General features: G+C 63.7%; 17 protein-coding genes. 5 read left to right on the forward strand and 12 right to left on the reverse strand.

Annotated elements, in window-relative coordinates; all coding sequences use genetic code 11:
- The first annotated feature begins 86 nt into the window (after positions 1–86).
- Complete coding sequence (locus CTATCC11996_RS21820; protein ID WP_003080570.1) at positions 87–1,067, forward strand: alpha/beta fold hydrolase; 981 nt, start codon at positions 87–89, stop codon at positions 1,065–1,067.
- Positions 1,068–1,196: 129 nt separating this feature from the next.
- On the opposite strand, the gene CTATCC11996_RS21825 is transcribed toward CTATCC11996_RS21820, so the two are convergent.
- Entirely contained in the window at positions 1,197–3,767 is a 2,571-nt protein-coding gene (locus CTATCC11996_RS21825; RefSeq protein ID WP_003080572.1) for a penicillin acylase family protein, read from the reverse strand.
- Positions 3,768–3,961: 194 nt separating this feature from the next.
- On the opposite strand from CTATCC11996_RS21825, the gene CTATCC11996_RS21830 reads away from it, so the two are divergent.
- The gene (locus tag CTATCC11996_RS21830) at positions 3,962–4,354 is read left to right on the forward strand and encodes a hypothetical protein (RefSeq protein ID WP_003080574.1); all 393 of its coding nucleotides are present in this window, start codon (positions 3,962–3,964) and stop codon (positions 4,352–4,354) included.
- Between the two features lie 54 nt (positions 4,355–4,408).
- Here the strand turns inward: CTATCC11996_RS21830 and CTATCC11996_RS21835 are convergent, their stop codons facing one another.
- Complete coding sequence (locus CTATCC11996_RS21835; RefSeq protein ID WP_003080577.1) at positions 4,409–4,657, reverse strand: hypothetical protein; 249 nt, start codon at positions 4,655–4,657, stop codon at positions 4,409–4,411.
- 225 nt (positions 4,658–4,882) lie between these two features.
- Here CTATCC11996_RS21835 and fusA point away from each other — a divergent pair, with 225 nt between their 5' ends.
- A complete protein-coding gene (gene fusA, locus CTATCC11996_RS21840; RefSeq protein ID WP_003080579.1) occupies positions 4,883–7,006 on the forward strand; it encodes an elongation factor G in 2,124 nt (707 codons plus the stop codon).
- A 64-nt stretch (positions 7,007–7,070) separates the two neighbouring features.
- On the opposite strand, the gene CTATCC11996_RS21845 is transcribed toward fusA, so the two are convergent.
- The 10 genes from CTATCC11996_RS21845 to CTATCC11996_RS21890 form a co-directional block, all read right to left on the reverse strand.
- Entirely contained in the window at positions 7,071–7,436 is a 366-nt protein-coding gene (locus tag CTATCC11996_RS21845; RefSeq protein WP_003080582.1) for a SpoIIAA family protein, read from the reverse strand.
- 122 nt (positions 7,437–7,558) lie between these two features.
- Positions 7,559–9,373, reverse strand: coding sequence for a hypothetical protein (locus CTATCC11996_RS21850; RefSeq protein WP_003080584.1), 1,815 nt, complete (start codon positions 9,371–9,373; stop codon positions 7,559–7,561).
- Entirely contained in the window at positions 9,370–9,825 is a 456-nt protein-coding gene (locus tag CTATCC11996_RS21855; RefSeq protein ID WP_003080586.1) for a hypothetical protein, read from the reverse strand. The genes CTATCC11996_RS21850 and CTATCC11996_RS21855 overlap by 4 nt, the downstream gene beginning before the upstream one ends.
- A gap of 157 nt (positions 9,826–9,982) precedes the next feature.
- Positions 9,983–11,032: an LD-carboxypeptidase gene (locus CTATCC11996_RS21860; RefSeq protein WP_003080588.1), complete on the reverse strand. Its 1,050-nt coding sequence runs from the start codon at positions 11,030–11,032 to the stop codon at positions 9,983–9,985.
- Positions 11,033–11,324: 292 nt separating this feature from the next.
- Positions 11,325–12,698 carry a tRNA adenosine(34) deaminase TadA gene (gene tadA, locus CTATCC11996_RS21865; protein ID WP_003080590.1) on the reverse strand — a complete coding sequence of 458 codons (1,374 nt, stop codon included), beginning with the start codon at positions 12,696–12,698 and terminating at the stop codon, positions 11,325–11,327.
- 62 nt (positions 12,699–12,760) lie between these two features.
- Positions 12,761–13,948 carry a branched-chain amino acid ABC transporter substrate-binding protein gene (locus tag CTATCC11996_RS21870; RefSeq protein WP_003080592.1) on the reverse strand — a complete coding sequence of 396 codons (1,188 nt, stop codon included), beginning with the start codon at positions 13,946–13,948 and terminating at the stop codon, positions 12,761–12,763.
- A gap of 501 nt (positions 13,949–14,449) precedes the next feature.
- Positions 14,450–15,427, reverse strand: a complete 978-nt coding sequence (locus CTATCC11996_RS21875) for an ADP-ribosylglycohydrolase family protein (RefSeq protein ID WP_395939631.1) — start codon at positions 15,425–15,427, stop codon at positions 14,450–14,452.
- Positions 15,358–15,927, reverse strand: a complete 570-nt coding sequence (locus CTATCC11996_RS21880; protein WP_003080596.1) for an NADAR family protein — start codon at positions 15,925–15,927, stop codon at positions 15,358–15,360. The genes CTATCC11996_RS21875 and CTATCC11996_RS21880 overlap by 70 nt, the downstream gene beginning before the upstream one ends.
- Positions 15,924–16,547, reverse strand: a complete 624-nt coding sequence (locus CTATCC11996_RS21885; protein ID WP_003080598.1) for a 5' nucleotidase, NT5C type — start codon at positions 16,545–16,547, stop codon at positions 15,924–15,926. Before CTATCC11996_RS21885 ends, CTATCC11996_RS21880 begins: the two co-directional genes overlap by 4 nt.
- Positions 16,544–17,095, reverse strand: coding sequence for an RNA 2'-phosphotransferase (locus tag CTATCC11996_RS21890; protein WP_003080600.1), 552 nt, complete (start codon positions 17,093–17,095; stop codon positions 16,544–16,546). The genes CTATCC11996_RS21885 and CTATCC11996_RS21890 overlap by 4 nt, the downstream gene beginning before the upstream one ends.
- Positions 17,096–17,264: 169 nt before the next feature.
- Between CTATCC11996_RS21890 and CTATCC11996_RS21895 the strand changes: the two genes are divergently transcribed.
- On the forward strand, positions 17,265–17,999 hold the full coding sequence (locus CTATCC11996_RS21895) for an NUDIX hydrolase (protein WP_003080602.1): 735 nt from the start codon (positions 17,265–17,267) through the stop codon (positions 17,997–17,999).
- A gap of 59 nt (positions 18,000–18,058) precedes the next feature.
- Positions 18,059–20,065: a peptidase U32 family protein gene (locus CTATCC11996_RS21900; protein ID WP_003080604.1), complete on the forward strand. Its 2,007-nt coding sequence runs from the start codon at positions 18,059–18,061 to the stop codon at positions 20,063–20,065.
- Positions 20,066–20,151 lie beyond the last annotated feature (86 nt).

Raw genomic sequence — 20,151 nt, forward strand, 5'->3', positions numbered from 1 at the left:
CGACACCTTGTTTTTGCTGACACAGCTGTCCCGTGCACGACGGGCCATGCTGCAAGCGCAGCAATAATCAAAACAACGGAGACAATATGACAACGCACAACCCCACGCTGACCGGCCAGCTCACCGATATCCCGCCCTATCAGCCGCGCCGCCAGTGGCGCTCGCAGATGCTGCCCGTGCGAAATATGCAGTGCCACCTGCGCAGCTGGGAGCCCGAGCCGGCTTCCGGAATCGATCCCGATCTGCCTGTGCTGGTGCTGGCCCATGGCTGGATGGATGTGGCTGCCTCCTACCAGTTTGTAGTCGACGCCTTCAGCGACGCCTTTGTGCAGGGCCGCCGCATCGTGGCCCACGACTGGCGCGGTTTCGGCCTGAGCCGCGGCGCCGAACCCTGCGACAGCTACTACTTCACCGACTATCTGGCCGACCTGGACATGCTGCTGGAGCAGGTCTCGCCCGATCGGCCCATTGACCTGGTCGGTCACAGCATGGGGGGCAATATCTCCTGCATGTACGCGGGGGCGCGGCCTGAGCGCATTCGCCGCTTTGTCAATCTCGAGGGCTTCGGCATGGCGCCGACCACGGCCGGCCAGGCCCCCGGGCGTCTGGCCCAGTGGATGGACCAGTTGCGCGAGCAGCGTGCCGGCGGCCTGGGCCTTGCGTCCTACGACACCGTGGAGGCCGTTGCCAACCGACTGCAAAAAACCAATCGCCGCCTGCCCCGCGACAAGGCGCTATGGCTGGCTCACCATTGGTCGGCCCCCGATGCCCAGGGCCGCTGGCATATTCTGGGCGACGCCGCGCACAAGATCGCCAACCCCTATCTCTACCGCGTGGACGAAGCACTGGCCTGCCTTGCCGCCATCACCGCGCCCACCTTGTCGGTCGAAGCCTCGGACGACAGCCTGGGCCAGTGGCACCAGGGTCGCTACACGCTGGAGCAATACCACGAGCGCATTCGCCACATCCCGCAATGCGAAATCGCCCGCGTGCAGGACGCGGGCCATATGCTGCACCACGACCAGCCAGTGGCCGTGGCCGGCCTGATCGAGGATTTCTTGCGCTGAAAGACTGCGACTGCTGAGACTGCGGCTGTTTTTGCTATCTCTATAGGAGCCTTTAGCACATGTAAACATTGGTTTTCAGAATCATTTATATCTGAAATCAATATATGACATACGCTACAAGCTCACTTATCAATAGCTTTCCACGCCCTTTCCGGCCTGCAGTTCCAGCACATGGCGCCAGCGCAGAGGCTGCATCTGCAGCTTGCGGTAGCGTCCGTCGGCCCATTCCCGGCTCATGTCGGCATAGCGACCCGACAGCGCCAGCCCGCTCTGCCCGGTCTGGTAGATGAACTGCGAGGACTCCGGATCGCCCAGGTCGTAGATGGCGCGCAGCGAAGGCGCGTGGCGGCTGACAAAGCGCCCGCCCAGTGGGCCTTTGGCATCGGATGGTTGGGGGTTGGCGTTGTACTGCCCGACGTTGACGGTATAGGTGTCACCGTCCGAGGCCACACTGACATTGAACACGCCGGCCAGCGCTGCCACCGAGCCCAGCGGCTTGTGCGCGCTGAGCGCCGGGTGCGCCGCGCCCCAGCGCCATCGGCGCGGGTCCTCGCCGTAAGCGGCCTGCAGCTTGTCCAGCGTGCGGGTCAGCGCCTGGCCGGCCTGTTGCTCGCAGCTCAGCGGCGCGCACCACCAGGCGTCATTGCGCGCCAGCATTCCTTCCAGCCCGGCGCGGAAGTCCCGCTTGCCGTAGGTCATGGCAAAGCGCTGCTCGCCGATGCGCGCAATCACCAGGGCGCGCGTCAGCTCGTCGACCCAGACCGAGAAGATCAGCGGCTCGGGCCTGTCCCGCTCCATCTGCCCATCAAAGCCCGCCAGCAGTTGCTGCGCCTGCGCTGCCAGGGCGTGGCTCGATTGCGCCTTGCGCAGCACGGGCAGCAAGGTCCGGGTGGCCAGGGACTGCACATCGTTCTGGATCGCCGCCATGCTGGCCACATCGTGCTGGCTGCCGGCCGCCAGCAACTGCTCTATGCGCTGGTGGCGATAGGGCAGGCTCCAGTCCTGGGTCAGGAAATGTGCATAGCCCGCTTCCGTCACGCGCTGGTTGGCCGTAGCCACAAAGCCCCGCGTGCCGCCATCGTCCTGCGGCGTCTGCTCGTACCCCAGCCAGCCCTGCCAGTCATAGCGCGCATCCCAGCCCGGCGCCGGCGCCACGCCGCGCAAGTCATTGCCCGGCGCACGCACCGGCACCCTGCCGGCGGCCTTGAAGCCGATATGCCCCTGCACATCGGCCGCCACAATGCTTTGCATGGGCGAGTGGTAGATGGAAAACGCCTCGAACAGCTCGGCCACGGTCTGCGCCCCGTTGGCCCTGAGGCCGGCCTCCACCGTGCGGTTGTCCGTGTCCAGCGCCGCCCAGCGCAGGGCCAGCGCATAGCGATCGGTGTTGATGACCTTGCCGTATTGCTGCTGCGCATCGCTGATCACGGGGCCGTGGCGCGTGCTGCGCAGCGTCACCCTGACATCGCCCTGGCCCTTGACCTTGAAGACCTCCTCGCGCACGGCAAATTTTTCCCAACCACTGGGTGTGCGGTACTGGCTGGCATCGGCCGGGTTGATCTGCTCCAGATACAGGTCCTGCACATCGGGGTTGGTGTTGGTAAAGCCCCAGGCCACCTGCGCCGTGCGGCCCAGCACCACAAAGGGCATGCCCGGCAAGGTGGCACCCGTCACATCCAGCGCGCTCAGGACGCTGCCGTCGCCGGCCCGACCCTGTGGCGACTGAAGGCGCGCGAAATACCAGATGGCCGGAGCGCTCAGCCCCAGATGCGGATCGTTGGCCAGCAAGGGCTTGCCGCTTCGGGTCTTGCTGCCGGCCACCACCCAGTTATTGCTGCCCAGTCCGTCATTCGTGCCCATATCCCTCGCCATGGAGGCCGCCCATTGCTGCAAGGCTGATTGCATCTGCCCGGCGGGTGCCGAGACCTTGGGCTGGGCATCCGCCTCCCGGTAGACACCGAGCTGGCGGTACAGGCTGGCCAGATCCACCGCCGTCGCGGGCTGCTCGCCCGGATAGGCCGGCATCAGTTGCCACAGCTGCTCGGTGCTCAGGACCTGCAGCAGATTCAGCCGCGCGAACTCGTTGCCCCAGTTGCCGCCCAGGTCCAGCGCCATCATCAGCGCCCAGCCCACGGTGTCTTCAGGCTCCCAGATCGATGGCCCTCCTGCTCCGGCCCTGGTGCCCAGCAGCAGGAACTCCGGCGCTGCAGCCTGCGAGGGCCTGGCGTAGAAGGCGGCGATACCCTGGCTGTAGGCCTGCAAGGCCTCCTGCACCGAGGGCGGCAGCGCCACGTACTGGCGACGCGCCACGCCATGAATATCGAGAGCACGCATCAGCTTGTCCAGCTCCAGCGTGGCCGGGCCCAGAGTCTCCGACAACCGCCCCTGCATGAGACGGCGATTGAACTCCAGCTGCCAGCCACGCTCCTGCGCATGGACATAGCCCAGGGCCCGCCAGACATCCTGCGGCGACTGAGCGCTGATATGCGTGACATCGGACTCGTCGCGCCTGACCCACACGCTGCGCTCAAGCCCTTCGAGGACCAGCTTGCCATCCAGGCGCGGCTGGGCCCGCACGCCATAGACCGCCAAGGCGGCCCCTGCCAGCAAAACCAGTCCGCAGGCCGCAGCCGCCAGATGCCATGTGCGCCTGAGCCAGGGGTGGGCGCAAGGTTCTGCCGCCAAAGTGATGTCTCCCATATCGCCTCTTGTAATGCGTCCGGTGCGCAACATCCACATGCTGATCGCGTCCAGCCATGGGCGACAATACCTGTTTGGGCTCTGGCCCGGTGTTAGGTAAACGACTTACGCAGACTCGGATCAGGCATGGTTTTCTGTCGATGGAAATGCCCGTCGAGCTTCCCTGTTTGCGTCAGCCCCAAGGAATTCAACGCATGTGGCCCTTCAGCCTGTTCAAGAAACTCAGCCAGGACCCGGCCGTGGGTCAGCCCCGGGGCGACTATATTGGCTGCTATCTGCTGGGCACGCATACCAGCGGACGCGACGATGACATCAGCTATATCTCGCTGGCGACCACGCGCGAGCAGCTGGAGCAGGATGCGCGCCAGTATCTGCAGGAGTTCCTGGAGCAGCACCCGCAGCTGAACGAGGCGGAGCGCCTTGCCCTGCAGGATCTTCTGGAGCACTGGAATGCGCGCGCCGATGCCCACCTGGCCCAGGACGGCGGCAAGCCCGGCCAGCCCCTGGCCGTGCAAGGCGGCAGCGAACTGTTCCTGCGCACTGGCATGCGGGCACGCAAAAAGGAAAAAGGCGTCTATCTGGAATAGACGCCGGGTGGATGGCCCGGCGTCGGGGCGGCAACCACTGCCCGACGCCTGCCGCTACTGCGTGAAATTCATGTCAAAGCCGGCTTCGGTCAGGCGCACCTCGTCGCCTTCGGCTTTCTCCAGCCAGCCCTTGCCAACGGCCCAGTCCAGCGCTGACTGGCGCTCTCCCTCGCCTATGCCGTGTCTTTGCAGGTCGGCAGCAAGCGCTTTCTCGCTCATGCCCTCGCCGGCACGCAAGCTTTGCTCCACCACCAGGATGTAGACCATCTTGTGGGCGGCTGTCTGAATGCTCTGCTCTGTCATATTCACAAGTCCTTGTTCTTCAATGTAGGTAAAGCCGGGTGCCCGCCAGGCTACAGGCCTTGTGCCCTAGCCTGCCTTTTCTGTTTTATGCCGCGGGCCATACCCACTCTGGCAGTGAGCTTGTAGCCATCTCTCTAGTATTTCCGATGCGTTTCCTCTGCTTGCCGGCTCCGCCACCATGGTGCCGGCGCTTCAGTTTCAGAACTGTGTTTCAGGGAGGTCATCATGGCTCGCCACACGCCCATAGAGCGCTATCGCAATATCGGCATCTCCGCGCATATCGATGCCGGCAAGACCACCACCACCGAGCGCATACTGTTCTATACCGGGGTCAACCACAAGCTGGGCGAAGTCCATGACGGCGCTGCCACCATGGACTGGATGGAGCAGGAACAGGAACGCGGCATCACCATCACCTCGGCGGCCACCACGGCCTTCTGGTCGGGCATGGAGCACAACTTCCCGGCCCATCGCATCAACATCATCGACACCCCCGGCCACGTGGACTTCACGATTGAAGTGGAACGCTCCATGCGCGTGCTCGACGGCGCTGTCATGGTCTACGACTCCGTGGGCGGCGTGCAGCCGCAGTCGGAGACCGTCTGGCGCCAGGCCAACAAGTACAAGGTGCCGCGCCTGGCCTTCGTCAACAAGATGGACCGCGTGGGTGCCGACTTCTTTCGTGTGCGCCAGATGATGGTGGACCGCCTCAAGGCCCACCCCGTGCCCATCGTCATTCCCATCGGGGCCGAGGCCGATTTTCACGGCCTCGTCGATCTCATCAAGATGAAGGCCATCTTCTGGGATGACGAGTCGCAAGGGGTGAAATTCGAGTACCAGGAAATCCCTGAAGCGCTTTTGGCCAGTGCACAGGAATGGCGCCAGAAGATGGTGGAGGCCGCTGCCGAGGCCAATGAAGCCCTGACAGAGAAATACCTGGACAGCGGCGACCTCGATACCGAGGACATCATCACCGGCCTGAGGCTGCGCACCATTGCCACCGAAATTCAGCCCATGCTCTGCGGTTCGGCCTTCAAGAACCGGGGCGTACAGCGTCTGCTTGACGCGATTGTCGAGCTCATGCCTTCGCCGCTCGATGTTCCGGCTATCGAAGGGCATAGCGAAGACGACAGCGCCAGTGCCACGCTCATACGCCATGCCAGCGATGACGAGAAATTCGCCGCCCTGGCCTTCAAGCTCATGACCGACCCTTTCGTGGGCCAGTTGACCTTTGTGCGTGTTTACTCGGGCGTGCTGGCCAAGGGCGATCTGGTCTACAACCCGACCCGGGGCAAAAAGGAGCGCATAGGCCGCATCGTGCAGATGCATGCCAACGCACGCCAGGAGATCGACGAAATCCGCGCAGGTGACATTGCGGCCTGCGTGGGTCTCAAGGACGTGAGCACAGGCGAGACGCTGTGCGATCCGCAAGCGCCCATCGTGCTCGAAAAAATCTCCTTCCCCGAACCTGTGATCGCCCAGGCCGTGGAGCCCAGGAGCAAGGCCGATCAGGAAAAAATGGGCCAGGCACTGGCACGCCTCGCAGCCGAAGACCCGTCCTTCAGGGTCAGCAGCGACGAGGAATCGGGCCAGACCATCATTGCCGGCATGGGCGAGTTGCACCTGGAAATCATCGTCGACCGCATGAAACGCGAATTCAATGTGGCCGCCAATGTGGGAAAGCCCCAGGTGGCCTACCGTGAAACCATTCGCAAGAAAGTCAGCGATGTGGACGGCAGGTTCGTGCGCCAGTCCGGCGGCAAGGGCCAGTACGGCCATGTGGTGCTGACCGTGGAGCCGCTGGAATCGGGCAAGGGCTTTGAATTCGTCGACGAAATCAAGGGTGGAGTGATTCCGCGCGAATTCATCCCCGCCGTGGAAAAAGGCCTGCGCGAAGCCATGAACTCTGGTGTTCTGGCCGGCTACCCCGTGGTCGATGTGCGGGTGCGGCTGACCTTCGGCTCCTATCACGAGGTTGACTCCTCGGAGCAGGCCTTCCGCATGGCCGCCATCCTGGGCTTCAAGGAAGCCTGCAAGAGAGCCGACCCGGTGATTCTTGAGCCCATCATGGCCGTCGAGGTGGAGACGCCCGAAGAATACGCAGGCGCCGTGATGGGCAATCTGTCCTCGCGCCGCGGCGCCGTGCAGGGCATGGACGACATGGCGGGCGACGGCAAGACCATCAGGGCCGAGGTGCCGCTATCGGAAATGTTCGGCTATGCCACGCATCTGCGCTCCATGACTCAGGGCCGCGCCACCTACACCATGGAGTTCAAGCGCTACGCACAGGCCCCGCAGCAGGCGGCGGCCGCAGCGACCGCGACGACCGGCCACCGAAAACAGGGCTAGGATGATCCAGGCAACTCTGCCGCAGCTCGGCGGCAGAGTTGCCGGACTGCTTCAGACAGGCGACTCAGGCCGCATGCAGCCACTGCATGGCCATGGCATCTTCGGTAAACGGGAAATGCCTGACCTCGGCATGCGTGAAATGCCTGCCAACGAACTCGGCCATGCCCGCCAGATGACTGTCGGTCACCAGAGCGATCTGCTCCACCTGATGGCGATGGTCTCTGACAAAGCCCATATGGGCGCTGAAGCCGGCCCAGTTTTCCCAGCCGGGAAAGTCCTTGGACTGGATCATCACCCCATGCAGTTTGGGATGCTCGGCCAGGAAATCGTCCACATCCTGGCTGACGCCGTCGAAATCCTGCTCGGTCAGAGGCCCATGGGGCTCCAGCAGCAAGATGCCTTCGGGTTTCATGAGGGAGTAATTGAGCATATGCAACTCCTGCAGCGAAACTTCACTGTACGCCTGCGCTCGCGGGAATGCAGCCCTAGACAGCACCCGCAGCACAGGTTTTCGCGGCTTCTGGCGCAGCGCCGGGCCGACTGCGGAGTCGACTAGGGACAGCCCATGGCCCGGCTCAGGCCTTGCAGCTGCTCACCCAGCGCAGCACGCAGATCGGCGCGCATGGCATCGCGCGTGAGCAGTTCTTCGGCATACAGTGCCGCCCAATCAATCCCCACGCCCAGCACCACACCGGCGACCGCTCCCGCCACGGCCCCCACGGCGGTGCCGACACCGGGAACGACGGAGCCCACGGCCGCACCGGCTACCGCTGCCCCGGCCTTGCCCAGACCCTGCTTGGCAGCGGCCTTGGCCAGCACCTTGCTGGCCGCCTTCATCGAGGCCTTGGCCATGGCTTTGCCCGCAACGGCTGCGGCAAAAGCACCGCCCCCCGTGCCCACCAGGGCGCTGGCCGTCAGCCGCTGGCGTGCATCGCCCAACAACTCCAGCGCAGGCAGGCTGGCCACCTCGGCACGCACCAGACATTGCTCGGGACTCAGGGCCAGATGATGACGCGCCAGGGTTTCCTCGATGCGCTGCTGGCCCTCGGCCAGAGCAGCGCCGCTGGTCAGTGCCTGCTTTTGCAGAGTCTGCACCCAGCCCTCCAGTCCTGGCGTGGCTCCCAGGGTTTCGCTGAGCTTGTTCTGCAGAAACTGGCTCACATCGCCCGTGAGCAGACTGAGGATGCGTCCCCACTCCGCCCCCAGACTGAAATACCAGTCCAGATAGCGCTCGACGGCGGCATCCAGCTGCCGGTTCATCTGCGGGATGCTCTGGCACAGGGCCTGTCCGGCCTGGGCCCGGCCCAGCAGTTGCAGAACCTGCTGGCGTGTGGCGTCCAGCGTGCCAAGGCTGTAGAGCTGCTGCCCGATGCGCTCGCACTCGGGCAGGCGCTTGAGCGCCAGCGGGCTCTCCTGCGCACGGGCCAGACCGTCAAGGGCGGCCGTGGTCTGTACCAGAATGCCCAGCACCAGCACGGCAACCAGGGCCAGCAAAGGTGCGGCCGGCGTAGGTGCGGCCGGCGAAGAGGCGGCATCGCGCACTGCCCCCGAAGGCCTGGCCTGCAGCAGGAGGGCCGAAGAAGCCGATGCCCCCTGCATGGCGCGCCCCAGGCACAGCAGCACGCCTACCGGACCGAACAGCGCCAGCAGCAACAGGCGCAGCGCGGGCAACTGGGGCAGGTCGGCCATGGCGCCACTGGCCAGCTGCACGGCCAGCAGGGCATCCAGCCCCCAGCGCACCAGCCCCGAGGGCGCGGCATGAATCTGGGCCAGAGCAAGATTCAGCGCTTCAGGCGCCATGCCGGCCGCCAGTGTCCGTCCCATATCCTGCTGGCTGGCCATGCCATAGAGCCAGCCACCACCCAGAAGCACCAGCAGCAACCAAGTAGCAGCGCGCTGAGTGAAGGCCCAGGCAAAGGCCGTGGATGAAAACTCTCGCTTCAATCCCGCCTGCATGCCACAGGCCAGCAAGGCATAAAGCAAGGGGGCCAGCGCCAGCAGCGCCCATTCCCAGGGCGCCAGAAACCAGGCCTGCCAGAGTGAACTGGTGCACAGCAGCAAGGCCAGTGCCAATGCCTTGCACGCCGGCCACCAACCGCCGCCGAGCCAGCGGCCGATATGCCCTTGTGGCGCAAACTGCATGCGCAGCAGCTTTTTGCGCAGCATCAGAAGCAGCCAATGCCCCCAGGCCGGCAGCAGCACCAGCAGCAAGACTGCCAGCAGCCAGCCCCAGGGCGGCAAGCGCGTCAGCAGATGGGAAAAGCCGGCCAGGGCCGCCAGCCACAGCCAGCCCAGCAATACCGCGCGCAGCAGAGTCTGCGGCCGGTTTGCCGCAAGATCGGCCACTGGCGCGGCAGTCGGATTCATGGCTCCGGGCTCTTGCCCGCCGCCCGGCCTGCGGCAGCAATCCCTCTGGCGATGCGAGCGTTGTAGACCGTCAGGCGGCTCAGGCCCAGTTGCTCGGCTACCCTGGCATCGGACGCGGTACCGAGCAAAGCCACGGCCTCGTCGCTCCAGTCAAAAGCGCTGCTGGCAGCAGCGCCCGTCACCGAGGCAATGCCCAGCTCGGTGCGCTTGGCCACCACGCTGGCCTTGCTGATGCCCAGCTGCTTAGCCACCTCGGCGTCCGCTTCCCGGCCCAACAAAGCAAGCGCTGGCTGCGTCCACTGGAAATGCCCGAAAGCCGGAATGCCCAGCGCATTGCGCTTGAGGTTGACCGTCTTGGCCGAGGTGCCCCAGCGCTCGGCCAGCACCGAGTCTTTTTCCTGGCCCAGGCGGGCCAGCATTTCCTCGCTCCACTGCAGTGCAGCCTTGCCCATGCGTGCGTCCTTCCCGATATCCAAAGTACAAGCAAAATCAACACTCAGACGTTATGCAGTCTACGTTGATAGCTATCAAAACAGAGTTCTCTTAGACCCCGCACAAGGCACAGGCCATGCTGGCAACGCCCCCTGCAGCCTCAGCGGCGGTCTGCCGTCAGACATGTCCCCAGTAGATCAGCGCATCCCGCCCTTCCACGGACAGCGACACCTGCGCGCCCACGGGCAGCAGCACCTTGGTGGGCACATGGCCGAAGGGCAGACCTTGCAGCACGGGGCGCTTGAGCTGCATGCGCAGCCAGTCGATGACGGTCTGCAGCTTGAAGCCCTTGTCATGCGTGGTGAGCTTGAATTCGGTGAACTGGCCAAAGACGATGGCTTTTTGCTTTTGCAGCACGCCCGCCAGCAGCAGCTGCGTCAGCATGCGCTCGATCCGGTAGGGATGCTCGCCCACGTCTTCGATGAACAGAATGCCGCCATCGACCTGCGGGAAGTAAGGCGTGCCCAGCAGGGACACCAGCACCGCCAGATTGCCGCCCCACAAGGTGGCTCCGCCGGGAACATAGAAGTCCTTGAGCTGGGGCTTGCCATTGGGCAGCTCGCCAATCCTGGGCATCTGCCAGCCCGCGCCCTCGCCCTGGCCGCTGAGCAGGTCCTCGAAGCAGTCCAGCATGATGTCGTCCACGGGCTCGCCTGTCTTTTTGCTGTCCACGCCGAAGTCGGCGTTGAGCGCGGGCCCCGCCCAGGTGACCGAGCCGGTCTGTGCCAGCATGGCCAGCTGAAAAGCCGTGAAGTCGCTGAGACCGACAAACTTGGTGCCACCCGCAATCGCCTTGGCCACGGTCTTGTACTTGATGCCCGGCAGGATGCGCGTGAGACCGTAGCCGCCGCGCGAAATCAGCGCCACATCTGCCCCACTGGCGGCGGCACGATGGATAGCCGCCAGGCGGGTGGCGTCATCACCCGCAAAGCGCTGGCTGCTGGCCAGCGCATCGGCATCGATCTCCACCTCGTGGCCCAGGGCCTCCAGTTGCTTGACGCCGCGTTTGAAGGCTGCCTTGTCGCGCACCGCCCCCGAGGGCGAATAGATGTAGACATGCTTGCCGCCATGGCTGTGATCATGGCCGCAGCAGCTGCCATCGGCGCTGTGCACATGGTCCTGATGATCGTGGTGACCATGCTCATGGCTGCAGTGCTCGTCATGCACATGAGCCTGCTGGTCCGGCTCCTGCCCGTGAGAGTGGACGTGGTGGTGGGGATCTTGCTGCTGAGGTGCTGTAGTGGATGCTGGGGATTTGCGCGAGGTTGCCAAAGCCTTTTCATGCGGCCATCGGCCGCATGCTCCGTGAAAGTGGGTGAATCCGCAGATTCAGAAGTCCATACGACTTACGCAAAACAGGTTCAGGCCGGGCGACTGCCTCAGAAGGCGAGCCCTTGCTGCATTCTTGTTTGCATAAGTCCTAGTTCAGATGCTTGCTCCGCCGGCCTGGCCGATCGGGCTACGGCGCAAAGTATTCCACAGCCGCTGCACCGCCGCCCTGCTGTGCAGCAGGAACCGGAGCGCCAGGCTGGGTTTGCCGCCAGACCCTGGTCTGCGCCGCCAGTTGCGGCACGGCCTGCAGCCAGGCTGCCTGCCATTGCGCAGCAGACACGGGCTGCTGCGTGACTGCGGGCTGCAGCCACAGCCTGTCGGCCTGCGCCCATTGCTGCAGCAGATCGGCGGGCGGCGCAGCCAGCTCGGTCTGCAGGCGCGGCCAGGCCTTGAGTGCGGCCCGATGGCCAGGCTGCGCAAACGGTGCATTCCAGGCGCAGGCCTCTTCGGCATTGCTGCTCCCGTCCAATTCGGCCATGGCACTGGCCACATCCCAACCGGGCTTGCGCGCAGCCTGTTCAAACCATTGCTGACGCTGCTGCGGCTGCGTGTTCAGCGGCCAGGTATCGATGAGCCAGGCACCGGCAAAGCGCTCTGGCAGGGCTTGCGCTGCAGCCAGACCCAGGCGGCCGCCATCGCCCTGCCCGACCAGTACCAGCCGCCGCAGATTGAGCGCTTCGATCAGCTCGGCGATGATTTGCAAATGCCAAGGCGCGCTGTGCCGTTTGTCCTTCTTGGGCTGGTCGCTGCGGCCAAAACCCGGCAGATCGGGCACCACCACGCGATGACCGGCAGCGAGCAAATCGGGCAGCAGATGCCGGAAGCCATAGCCCCAGCCCGGGCTGCCATGCAGACACAGCCAGGTCAGTGCGGCATCCTCTGGCCCTTCATCGACCACCGCCAGACGCAGCCCCTGCAACGCCGGCAGGTCGCTGCGCCACTGCGGCTGCCAGGGCCAGGCGGGCAGGCCGGCAAACGCCTCATCGGCATTTCGCAGCGCCCAGTCCCTGAGCGGGTGCGGCTGCTGCGCCTTTTTTTCCAGGCGTCGCAGCTGGAAGAACTCTGCCATCAGTGCCGAGCATTGCGCTGCCAGCACGCCGCGCAGCACCCGCGTCTGGTGGTTGATGGCGGCGTAGCCGAAGACGTCGAGCACCGATCCGGCGGCGCCGGTCCTGGGTTCGGGCGCGCCATAGACCACGGCGTCCACACGCGCATGCAGCATGGCGCCGCTGCACATGGTGCAGGGCTCCAGCGTCACATACAGCGTGCAGCCGTCAAGCCGGTAATTGCCGAGAGTCCGAGCTGCTTCGCGCAGGGCCAGCACCTCGGCATGGGCCGTGGGGTCCTGGGCCGAGAGCGGGCGGTTATGACCACGGCCTATGACCTGCCCGTCCTTGACGACCACGGCCCCCACCGGCACTTCGCCACAGTCGGCGGCGCAGCGCGCCTGCTCCAGCGCCTCGCGCATGAAGTGTTCGTGCACGGAAGTATCAAAATCCATAGCTATATGCGCCTGACAGTCAATGGCTTGACGGATATTCCTTTGAGAAACACCGATACCGCTCAATGACCGCTGATCACCAGTTCCTTGCGTTCGCCGGAGTCATAGCCATAAAGCGTGACCCGCGGGCTTTGCAACTCGCCTTGCGAATCAAAGGCAATCGTGCCAGTCACCCCCTCGTAACGCGTCTGGCGCAAGCGGGGCAGATAGGCCTCGGCCTGAGCTGAATCGGCACTCAGCATGGCCTTCGCAAGCACCATGGTCGCGTCATAAGCGTAAGGGCTGTAGACCTGATACTGGCCGGGAAAGCGCTGGTCATACTTCTGCTTCCAGAGCAGACCACCGGGCATATTGCCCAGAGAGCTGCCGCTCATCACGCAAACCACATTCTTGAGCGCCGGCACCTTGTCAGCCATGGCGGGCAGGCGCTCCGAACATTGCGCATCACCGCCCAGGAACTTCACCTGATTCATGGCCAGCTGCGACATCTGACGCAGCATGAGAGCAGCCTGCGCATCGAGGCCGCCGAAGAAGATCGCATCGGGTTTACGGCCTTTGATGGCCGTGAGAATGGGCGAAAACTGCGTGGCCTTGTCGCTGGTGTACTGCTTGTCGACAATCTGCACGTCGCGCTCGGCCGCTGCGGCCTCAAACAGCTTGACGATGCCCTGTCCATAGGCAGTTCGATCATCCACGATCGCGATGCGTTTGACGCCCTGATGCTTGACGGCATAGTCCAGCAAGGCATTGACCATGGCCCGGTCATTGGCGATGACACGGAAGGTGTCGTCATAGCCGGCCTCGGTAATCGCGGGATTGGTGGCTGCCGGGGTGATATTGGGAATGCCGCAGTCGTTGTAGATCTTGGCTGCGGGCAGCGTGGTGCCCGACTGAAGATGCCCCACCACTGCCGCCACCTTCTTGTCGCAGAAACGGCGTGCCAACGCCGTGGCCTGGCCGGGGTCACCCACATCATCGCCTGCCTCCAGCTGCCAGTGCACGGGGCGGCCGCCCAGTTGCAGCTTGCGGGCGTTGAGCTCGTCAATCGCCATGCGCACGCCATTTTCCTCATCCTTGCCCAAGGCGGCGATAGGACCCGAGACTGGGCCGCCATGGGCGATGCGCACCACCAGAGGCTTTTCCGCATCCGCTGCATGGGCGGACGTCAGGGACACAGCGACCAGCGCCAGGCTCAGGGAACACGAGGTGCGGACACGGCGGCTCTGGGCCGAGCGATCAGTCATGGACATGCTTTCTCCTTGATGAAGCGGAAGGCTGTGGCATGCAAGCCTTCGCCAGGCCAAAGCCTCAAGCGTAGCGGCAAAGCCTGCGATACCAGTTCAATGTGCAAGCGAAGGGGCAATCTCTGGAGTGTAAGAACCAGAACTCCATTGGAGCAATTGCCAGCAAGCCCGAGCAGGCTCGGCTCTTTCGGCGTTGAGCACAGACTCCGGCTACGGGGGATATTTCGGCTTTCGGCTGAAGCTGCCGACCTAGCTCTCGCACCGTCGCCAACTCAGCGCCTTGATTGTGCCGCGTTGACAGGGATGGTGCACGCTGCGCCGGACTTTCCTGGCTGGCGGGCAAGCTTTTTTGGAGGCCTGGATGTTCACCACGGCCACGACCACAGGCACCCGCAGACCGCGCAGACCCGGTACGGCTCTCGCGACCTGCGCTGCAACAACCAAGGGCCTGCGACCTACTTGCAAGGTGTGAACAGGTCCCGCGAAGGGCGCATGGTCACGCAAGATCTATCGGGCCAGCCCCTGATTCAGCGCATAAATCGATTGCGCCAGCGCGCGAATATCGGCCTGCTGATGCAGTCTTTCCAGCCAGTGCGCAGGAATGCCGCTGCGCCCCCAGAACGCACCCGCAATCTGGCCAGCAATGGCCGCAGTGGTGTCGGCATCGTCACCCAGGTTGGCTGCCTCCAGCACGACGGCTTCAAAGCTATCGAGCCTGTCAAAACACCACAAAGCAGCTTCCAGACTATGCACCACATAGCCCGAACTCTGGATCTGTTCGCGGCTTTTGCTGCGCCAGCTGCCTTGTGCAATCTCGGCGATGCGCGGGCTGCCAAACGGCAACGCAGCCAGATCCAGCACCTGCGCCTTGTCTGCGCCCCGCAGGGCGCGGCTCAGTGCCACGGCGAACAGACGGCAGGCATCCAGACACTCGGCAGCCGCATGCGTGGTGCGAGAGCTCAGCGCCGCCCGCTCCTGCACCTCTTGCTCGTCATGGGCATACGCCATGGCCACCGGGGCCAGCCGCATCAGCGAGCCATTGCCGGCGCTGCGCGCATCTTCACTTCCCGCCAGCGCATTGCCGGTGCGCAGATAGTGCTGTATCGCCTCGCGCGTTGCCATGCCGATGTCAAAGCATTGACCGGTGGAACTCCAGTAGCCCCACTGATACCAGTTCGCATAACGCGCCATCTGGTCCCCGGGGTCGCAACCGCCTTTGGCGACCAGGCTCTCGGCCAGGCACAAAGCCATGGACGTGTCATCCGTCCATTGTCCGGCCCTCAGTGAAAACGGCCCGCCCCCCACCATATCGGTCAGCGGCACAAAGCTGCCGCGCGCCCGAAACTCCAGCGTCGTACCCACGGCATCGCCGCAAGCCAGCCCCAGCAGAGCGCCTTCAAAACGGTCCAGCGTGCTCATTGTCCAGCCCTCAGCTGCGCGCGCGCGGCCATCAGGGCGAAACCCAGCAGGTTCTGTCCATGCCATTTGCGCGGCTGCTCGGCGTCGGGATGGGCGGCGCTCAGGCCTATGCCCCAGATGCGGTCGCGCGGACTGGCCTCGACCAGCACACGCTCGCCGGTTCTCAGCAAAAACTCCCCCATGGCCGGGTTCTGGGAGAACTTGGCGACATTGGCACTCACCACGATGTCGAAGCACTCCGCCTTCCAGCGAGCCTCGTCGAAATTGCGCACGCTGCGCCCTATCTGCTTGGCACTGGCAGGAGACGGTGCAGCCAGCACCTGCGCGCGCGCCTCTTCATCCCCGAACAGCCGTGCCTTGCCTGCCATCATGAAATGCTCCGCCGTGGCAAAGCGATCCCCCTGGACGGTGAATGGAGCAGAAAACCACTGGCTCAGACAGCCTTTGCCCACCGAGCCATTCCTTTCGGCTTGATGGCCCCAGAAACAAAGGTATTTGGGGCGGTAGCCTTGGTCGAGCTGGGCCACCAGATCGGCTACGGATCGAATATCGTAATCTCGGTTCATGTCTGTTCTTCTTGATAATGAGTCAGCCACCAACGGGAAAAGTCCGCCAAAGTGGCATGAGTGGAGTCAATGGCCTGCAGACCCGGCCCGGCATTGGGTGACCCGCCTTGCTCGCGCAGCACCAGCGCCTTGTGAATCCGGGCATCCACGCCGTCGAAATACGGCAGAAAGTCATCGACAAATGCCAGAGGTCTCAACTGCGCCAGGGCTTGTGCCTTTGGGCTGGGACCCGGATCGGCACGGCCGCTGGTGGCGACCACACGCGATATGGGAAAGCCCAGCTTGCGCAGATTGGTCTGCCGAGCCTCGGCGAACTGCGGCTGAATCGCCGACACGCAGACCAGCTCATACCCCGCAGCGCACAGCTGCTCGCAAGCCTGGAGCGCTCCGTCAATCGCGGGAATGCTTGACCAGAACTGCGCATCAAAGCCGGCTCGAAAACGGTTCAGAGCCTCGCCCTGCAAGCTGGCGACACCCCATCGCTCCATGGCCCAGTAGGCGTCAGGCTGCGTCAATACAGGTCGCTCGCCAAATACCCGCTCCCAGGCTGATGCATATGCCAGGTTGTAGTCCAGCAACACGCCATCTGCGTCGACGGCGATGATTCCCGAGGCATTCATGGCGCCAGCTTCAGCAGATACCGGGCAGGGACGACATCGGTCAGCCACACACCGTTGTCGGAGCGGTAGAACACATGGCCCTCGCCCTGCATGCGCTCGGCGTCCACCTGCAGCATGGCCAGCTTGCCGTGACGACTGCCGACCTGAGCAGCCACTGCCTGGCTCTCGGAAAGATGGACATGGTGGCGTGACTGCCGGTTCAGGCCCTCATGAAAAATCGCATCCAGAAAACGCGTGGCCGTGCCGTGGTAGAGCACAGCCGGAGGGCGCCTTGCCTCAAGGCCCAGCTCGACCTTGATGGAGTGGCCCTGATTGGCACGTATGCGCTTGCCATCCGCGCTGAAGGAATAGCGTTGCTTGTTGTTGTCCGCCACGATGCGCTGCAGTTCCTCCAGACGGGTCGGCCGGCCGGAGCGCGCCAGGCAGGCCAGCAGCTCATCGGTCCGGGCCCAGCCCGCTTCGTCGAGCTTGAGCCCTATGGTCTCGGGACTGTGCCTGAGCACCAGGCTGAGGAATTTGCTGCGCGCGGTGGTGTTTTGGTCTTTCATTTTCTTGTTCTCTTTTTCTCTTTGTTCCAGGCGGCCTGCCTGGCTCCCGACAGGTGCTTGCGCTGCCTGAGCAGCCAGGGACCGCCTGGTCTTTCCCGCTTAAGTTGCATTGAACAACTTAAGCAAGTTGTACAATACAACCCAACATTCATCCAGTCAAGCCTGATTCATGACCGTTACACAGCGTCACTCCAAGCCAGCGCCGGACTTTCCCCGCCCCTACACCACGGTGGATGTGGTGATCTTCACGATTGCCCAGGGCCGCCTGAATGTATTGCTGGTGCAACGCCCAGGCCATGAAGACGATCCGTTTCCCGGCCTCTGGGCCTTGCCTGGCGGATTTGTGAACGTGGATCTGGATGCCGATCTGCAGGCCTGCGCCGCGCGCAAGCTCAAGGAGAAGACGGGTGTGGACAGCCCCTATCTGGAGCAGCTTGGCAGTTGGGGTGGTGCGACCCGTGATCCGCGCGGCTGGTCGGCCACTCATGTGTACTTTGCGCTGATTCCCGCACATGAGCTGCAACTGACGAAAGGCGCCAATGCGGCCGATGTGGCCTGGTTCGAAGTGGATGAATTGCTGCGCCGGCCTGCTCTGGCATTCGACCATGGCACCATCTTGCAGACGGCGGTTGAACGTCTGCGCAGCAAGGTCGAATACACCTCTCTCCCCGCTTTTTTGCTCAGCGAGCCCTTCACCCTGCCCCAGTTGCAGCAAGTCTATGAAACCGTGCTGGGGCGCAGCGTGGACAAGAGCGGCTTTCGCACCCGCATGCTGGCAGCGAACTTTCTGGTCGAGGCCGGCCATGTGGAAGGCACATCGAACCGCCCCGCCATGGGCTACCGGCTGGCGGACCGCAGCGAAGCCGTGGTTTTCCCCCGAACCTTCAGCCCACGCGGCCATTGATACAGGCGATTACCCGCCACTGTGCCGAAACCAGGGCTTGCTGAGATAATCCTGCCCCTATGTCTCTCCTGCCCCACCAGCTCGAACTCCTGTCCCCGGCGCGCGACGCCGATATCGGCATCGAAGCCGTCAATCACGGCGCGGACGCCGTCTATATCGGCGGACCGGCCTTTGGTGCGCGCGCGACGGCAGGCAATGACATCCGCGACCTGGAGCGGCTCATCAAGCATGCCCACCGCTTCGGCAGCCGCATCTTCATCACTCTCAACACCATCTTGCGCGACGATGAACTACAGGGCGCGCGCGATATGGCCTGGCAGATCTACAACGCCGGAGCCGATGCACTGATCATCCAGGACATGGGTCTGCTGGAGCTGGACCTGCCACCCATCCAGCTGCACGCGTCCACCCAGACCGACATCCGCACGCCCGAGAAGGGCCGCTTTCTGCAGGACGCCGGTCTGTCGCAGATCGTGCTGGCGCGCGAGCTGGATCTGAAGCAGATTGCCGCCGTGCGCGCCGCGACAGACCCGAGCCGCACCACCATCGAATACTTTGTGCATGGCGCACTGTGCGTGGCCTACTCGGGCCAGTGCTTCATCAGCCATGCCCACACGGGTCGCAGCGCCAACCGCGGCGACTGCAACCAGGCCTGCCGCCTGCCCTATGAGGTGACGGACGCCAGCGGCCGCATCATCGCGCATGAAAAGCACGTGCTGTCCATGAAGGACAACAACCAGAGCGACAATCTGCGTGCGCTGATCGATGCCGGCGTGCGCAGCTTCAAGATCGAGGGCCGCTACAAGGACATGGGCTATGTGAAGAACATCACGGCCCATTACCGCAAGCTGCTAGACGAAATCATCGAGGAGCGCGAGTTCTCCGATCAGCCGCTGGCGCGCTCGTCGTCAGGCCGCACCACTTTCTCGTTCGAACCCGATCCGGACCAGAACTTCAACCGCGAGTTCACCGACTACTTCGTCAACGGACGCAAGGATGACATCGGCGCCTTCGACACGCCCAAGACACCGGGTCGTGCCATCGGCTGGGTGACCCAGGTCGGCGACAAATGGTTCGAGATCGAGACCAGCGACAAGGCCACCGAGCTGCACAACGGCGACGGTCTGTGCTACTACGATCTGCAAAAGGAACTGGTGGGCGTGCACATCAACCGTGCCGAATGCGTGAGTGCCAAAAAAGGCATCTGGCGTGTCTTCCCCAAGAACGAGATTGCCGAATTCAAGGACCTGCGCAAGGGCCTGGAAATCAACCGCAACCGCGATATGGACTGGGTGCGTACGCTGGAGAAAAAGTCCAGCGAGCGCCGCATCGGTCTGTGGGCCGAGTTTAAGGAGACCGCTTCAGGCTTCGCGCTGACGCTGACCGATGAGGACGGCTTTGTCGGCGCGGCCGCCATTGACAAGGAGCACCAGAGCGCTACCGATACCGCAAAGGCCCAGGCCTCGCTGCGCGAGCAGCTGGGGCGTTTTGGCGCCACGGTTTTCGAGGTGAACGATATCTCACTGAGCCTGAGCCAGCCCTGGTTTGTCCCGGCATCGGTGCTCAACCAGCTACGCCGCGATGCCGTGGCCGCATTGGAGCAGGCCCGCGCCGACGGCTTTGTGCGCCTGCCCCGCGCCAAGCCCGTGGAGCCACCCGTGCCTTTTCCTGAAGACACGCTGACCTATCTGGCCAATGTCTACAACCAGAAGGCCCATGACTTCTATGTGAAGCATGGCGTGAAGATCATCGACGCCGCCTACGAAAGCAAGGAAGAGGAAGGCGAAGTCTCGCTGATGATCACCAAGCACTGCGTGCGCTTCTCGATGAGCCTGTGCCCCAAGCAGGCCAAAGGCGTGATCGGCGTCAAGGGCACCATCAAGGCAGAGCCGCTGCAGCTGATCAACGGCAAGGAAAAGCTCACACTGCGATTTGACTGCAAGCCCTGCGAGATGCATGTGGTGGGCAAGATGAAGAAGTCCGTGCTCAACCAGCATGCCAAGGAAATGAAAGAGTCTCCCATGCAGTTCTACCGCACACGCCCCACGCCTCAGCAACTTTCCTGAGCAGGTTTGAGCCCTCAAAAAAAGCCCGCTACCGGCAACGGTTGGCGGGCTTTTTTACAGCCTCAGAACCACTGGTAAAAACCCTT

Source organism: Comamonas testosteroni ATCC 11996 (genome assembly GCF_000241525.1).
GTDB lineage: Bacteria > Pseudomonadota > Gammaproteobacteria > Burkholderiales > Burkholderiaceae_C > Comamonas > Comamonas testosteroni.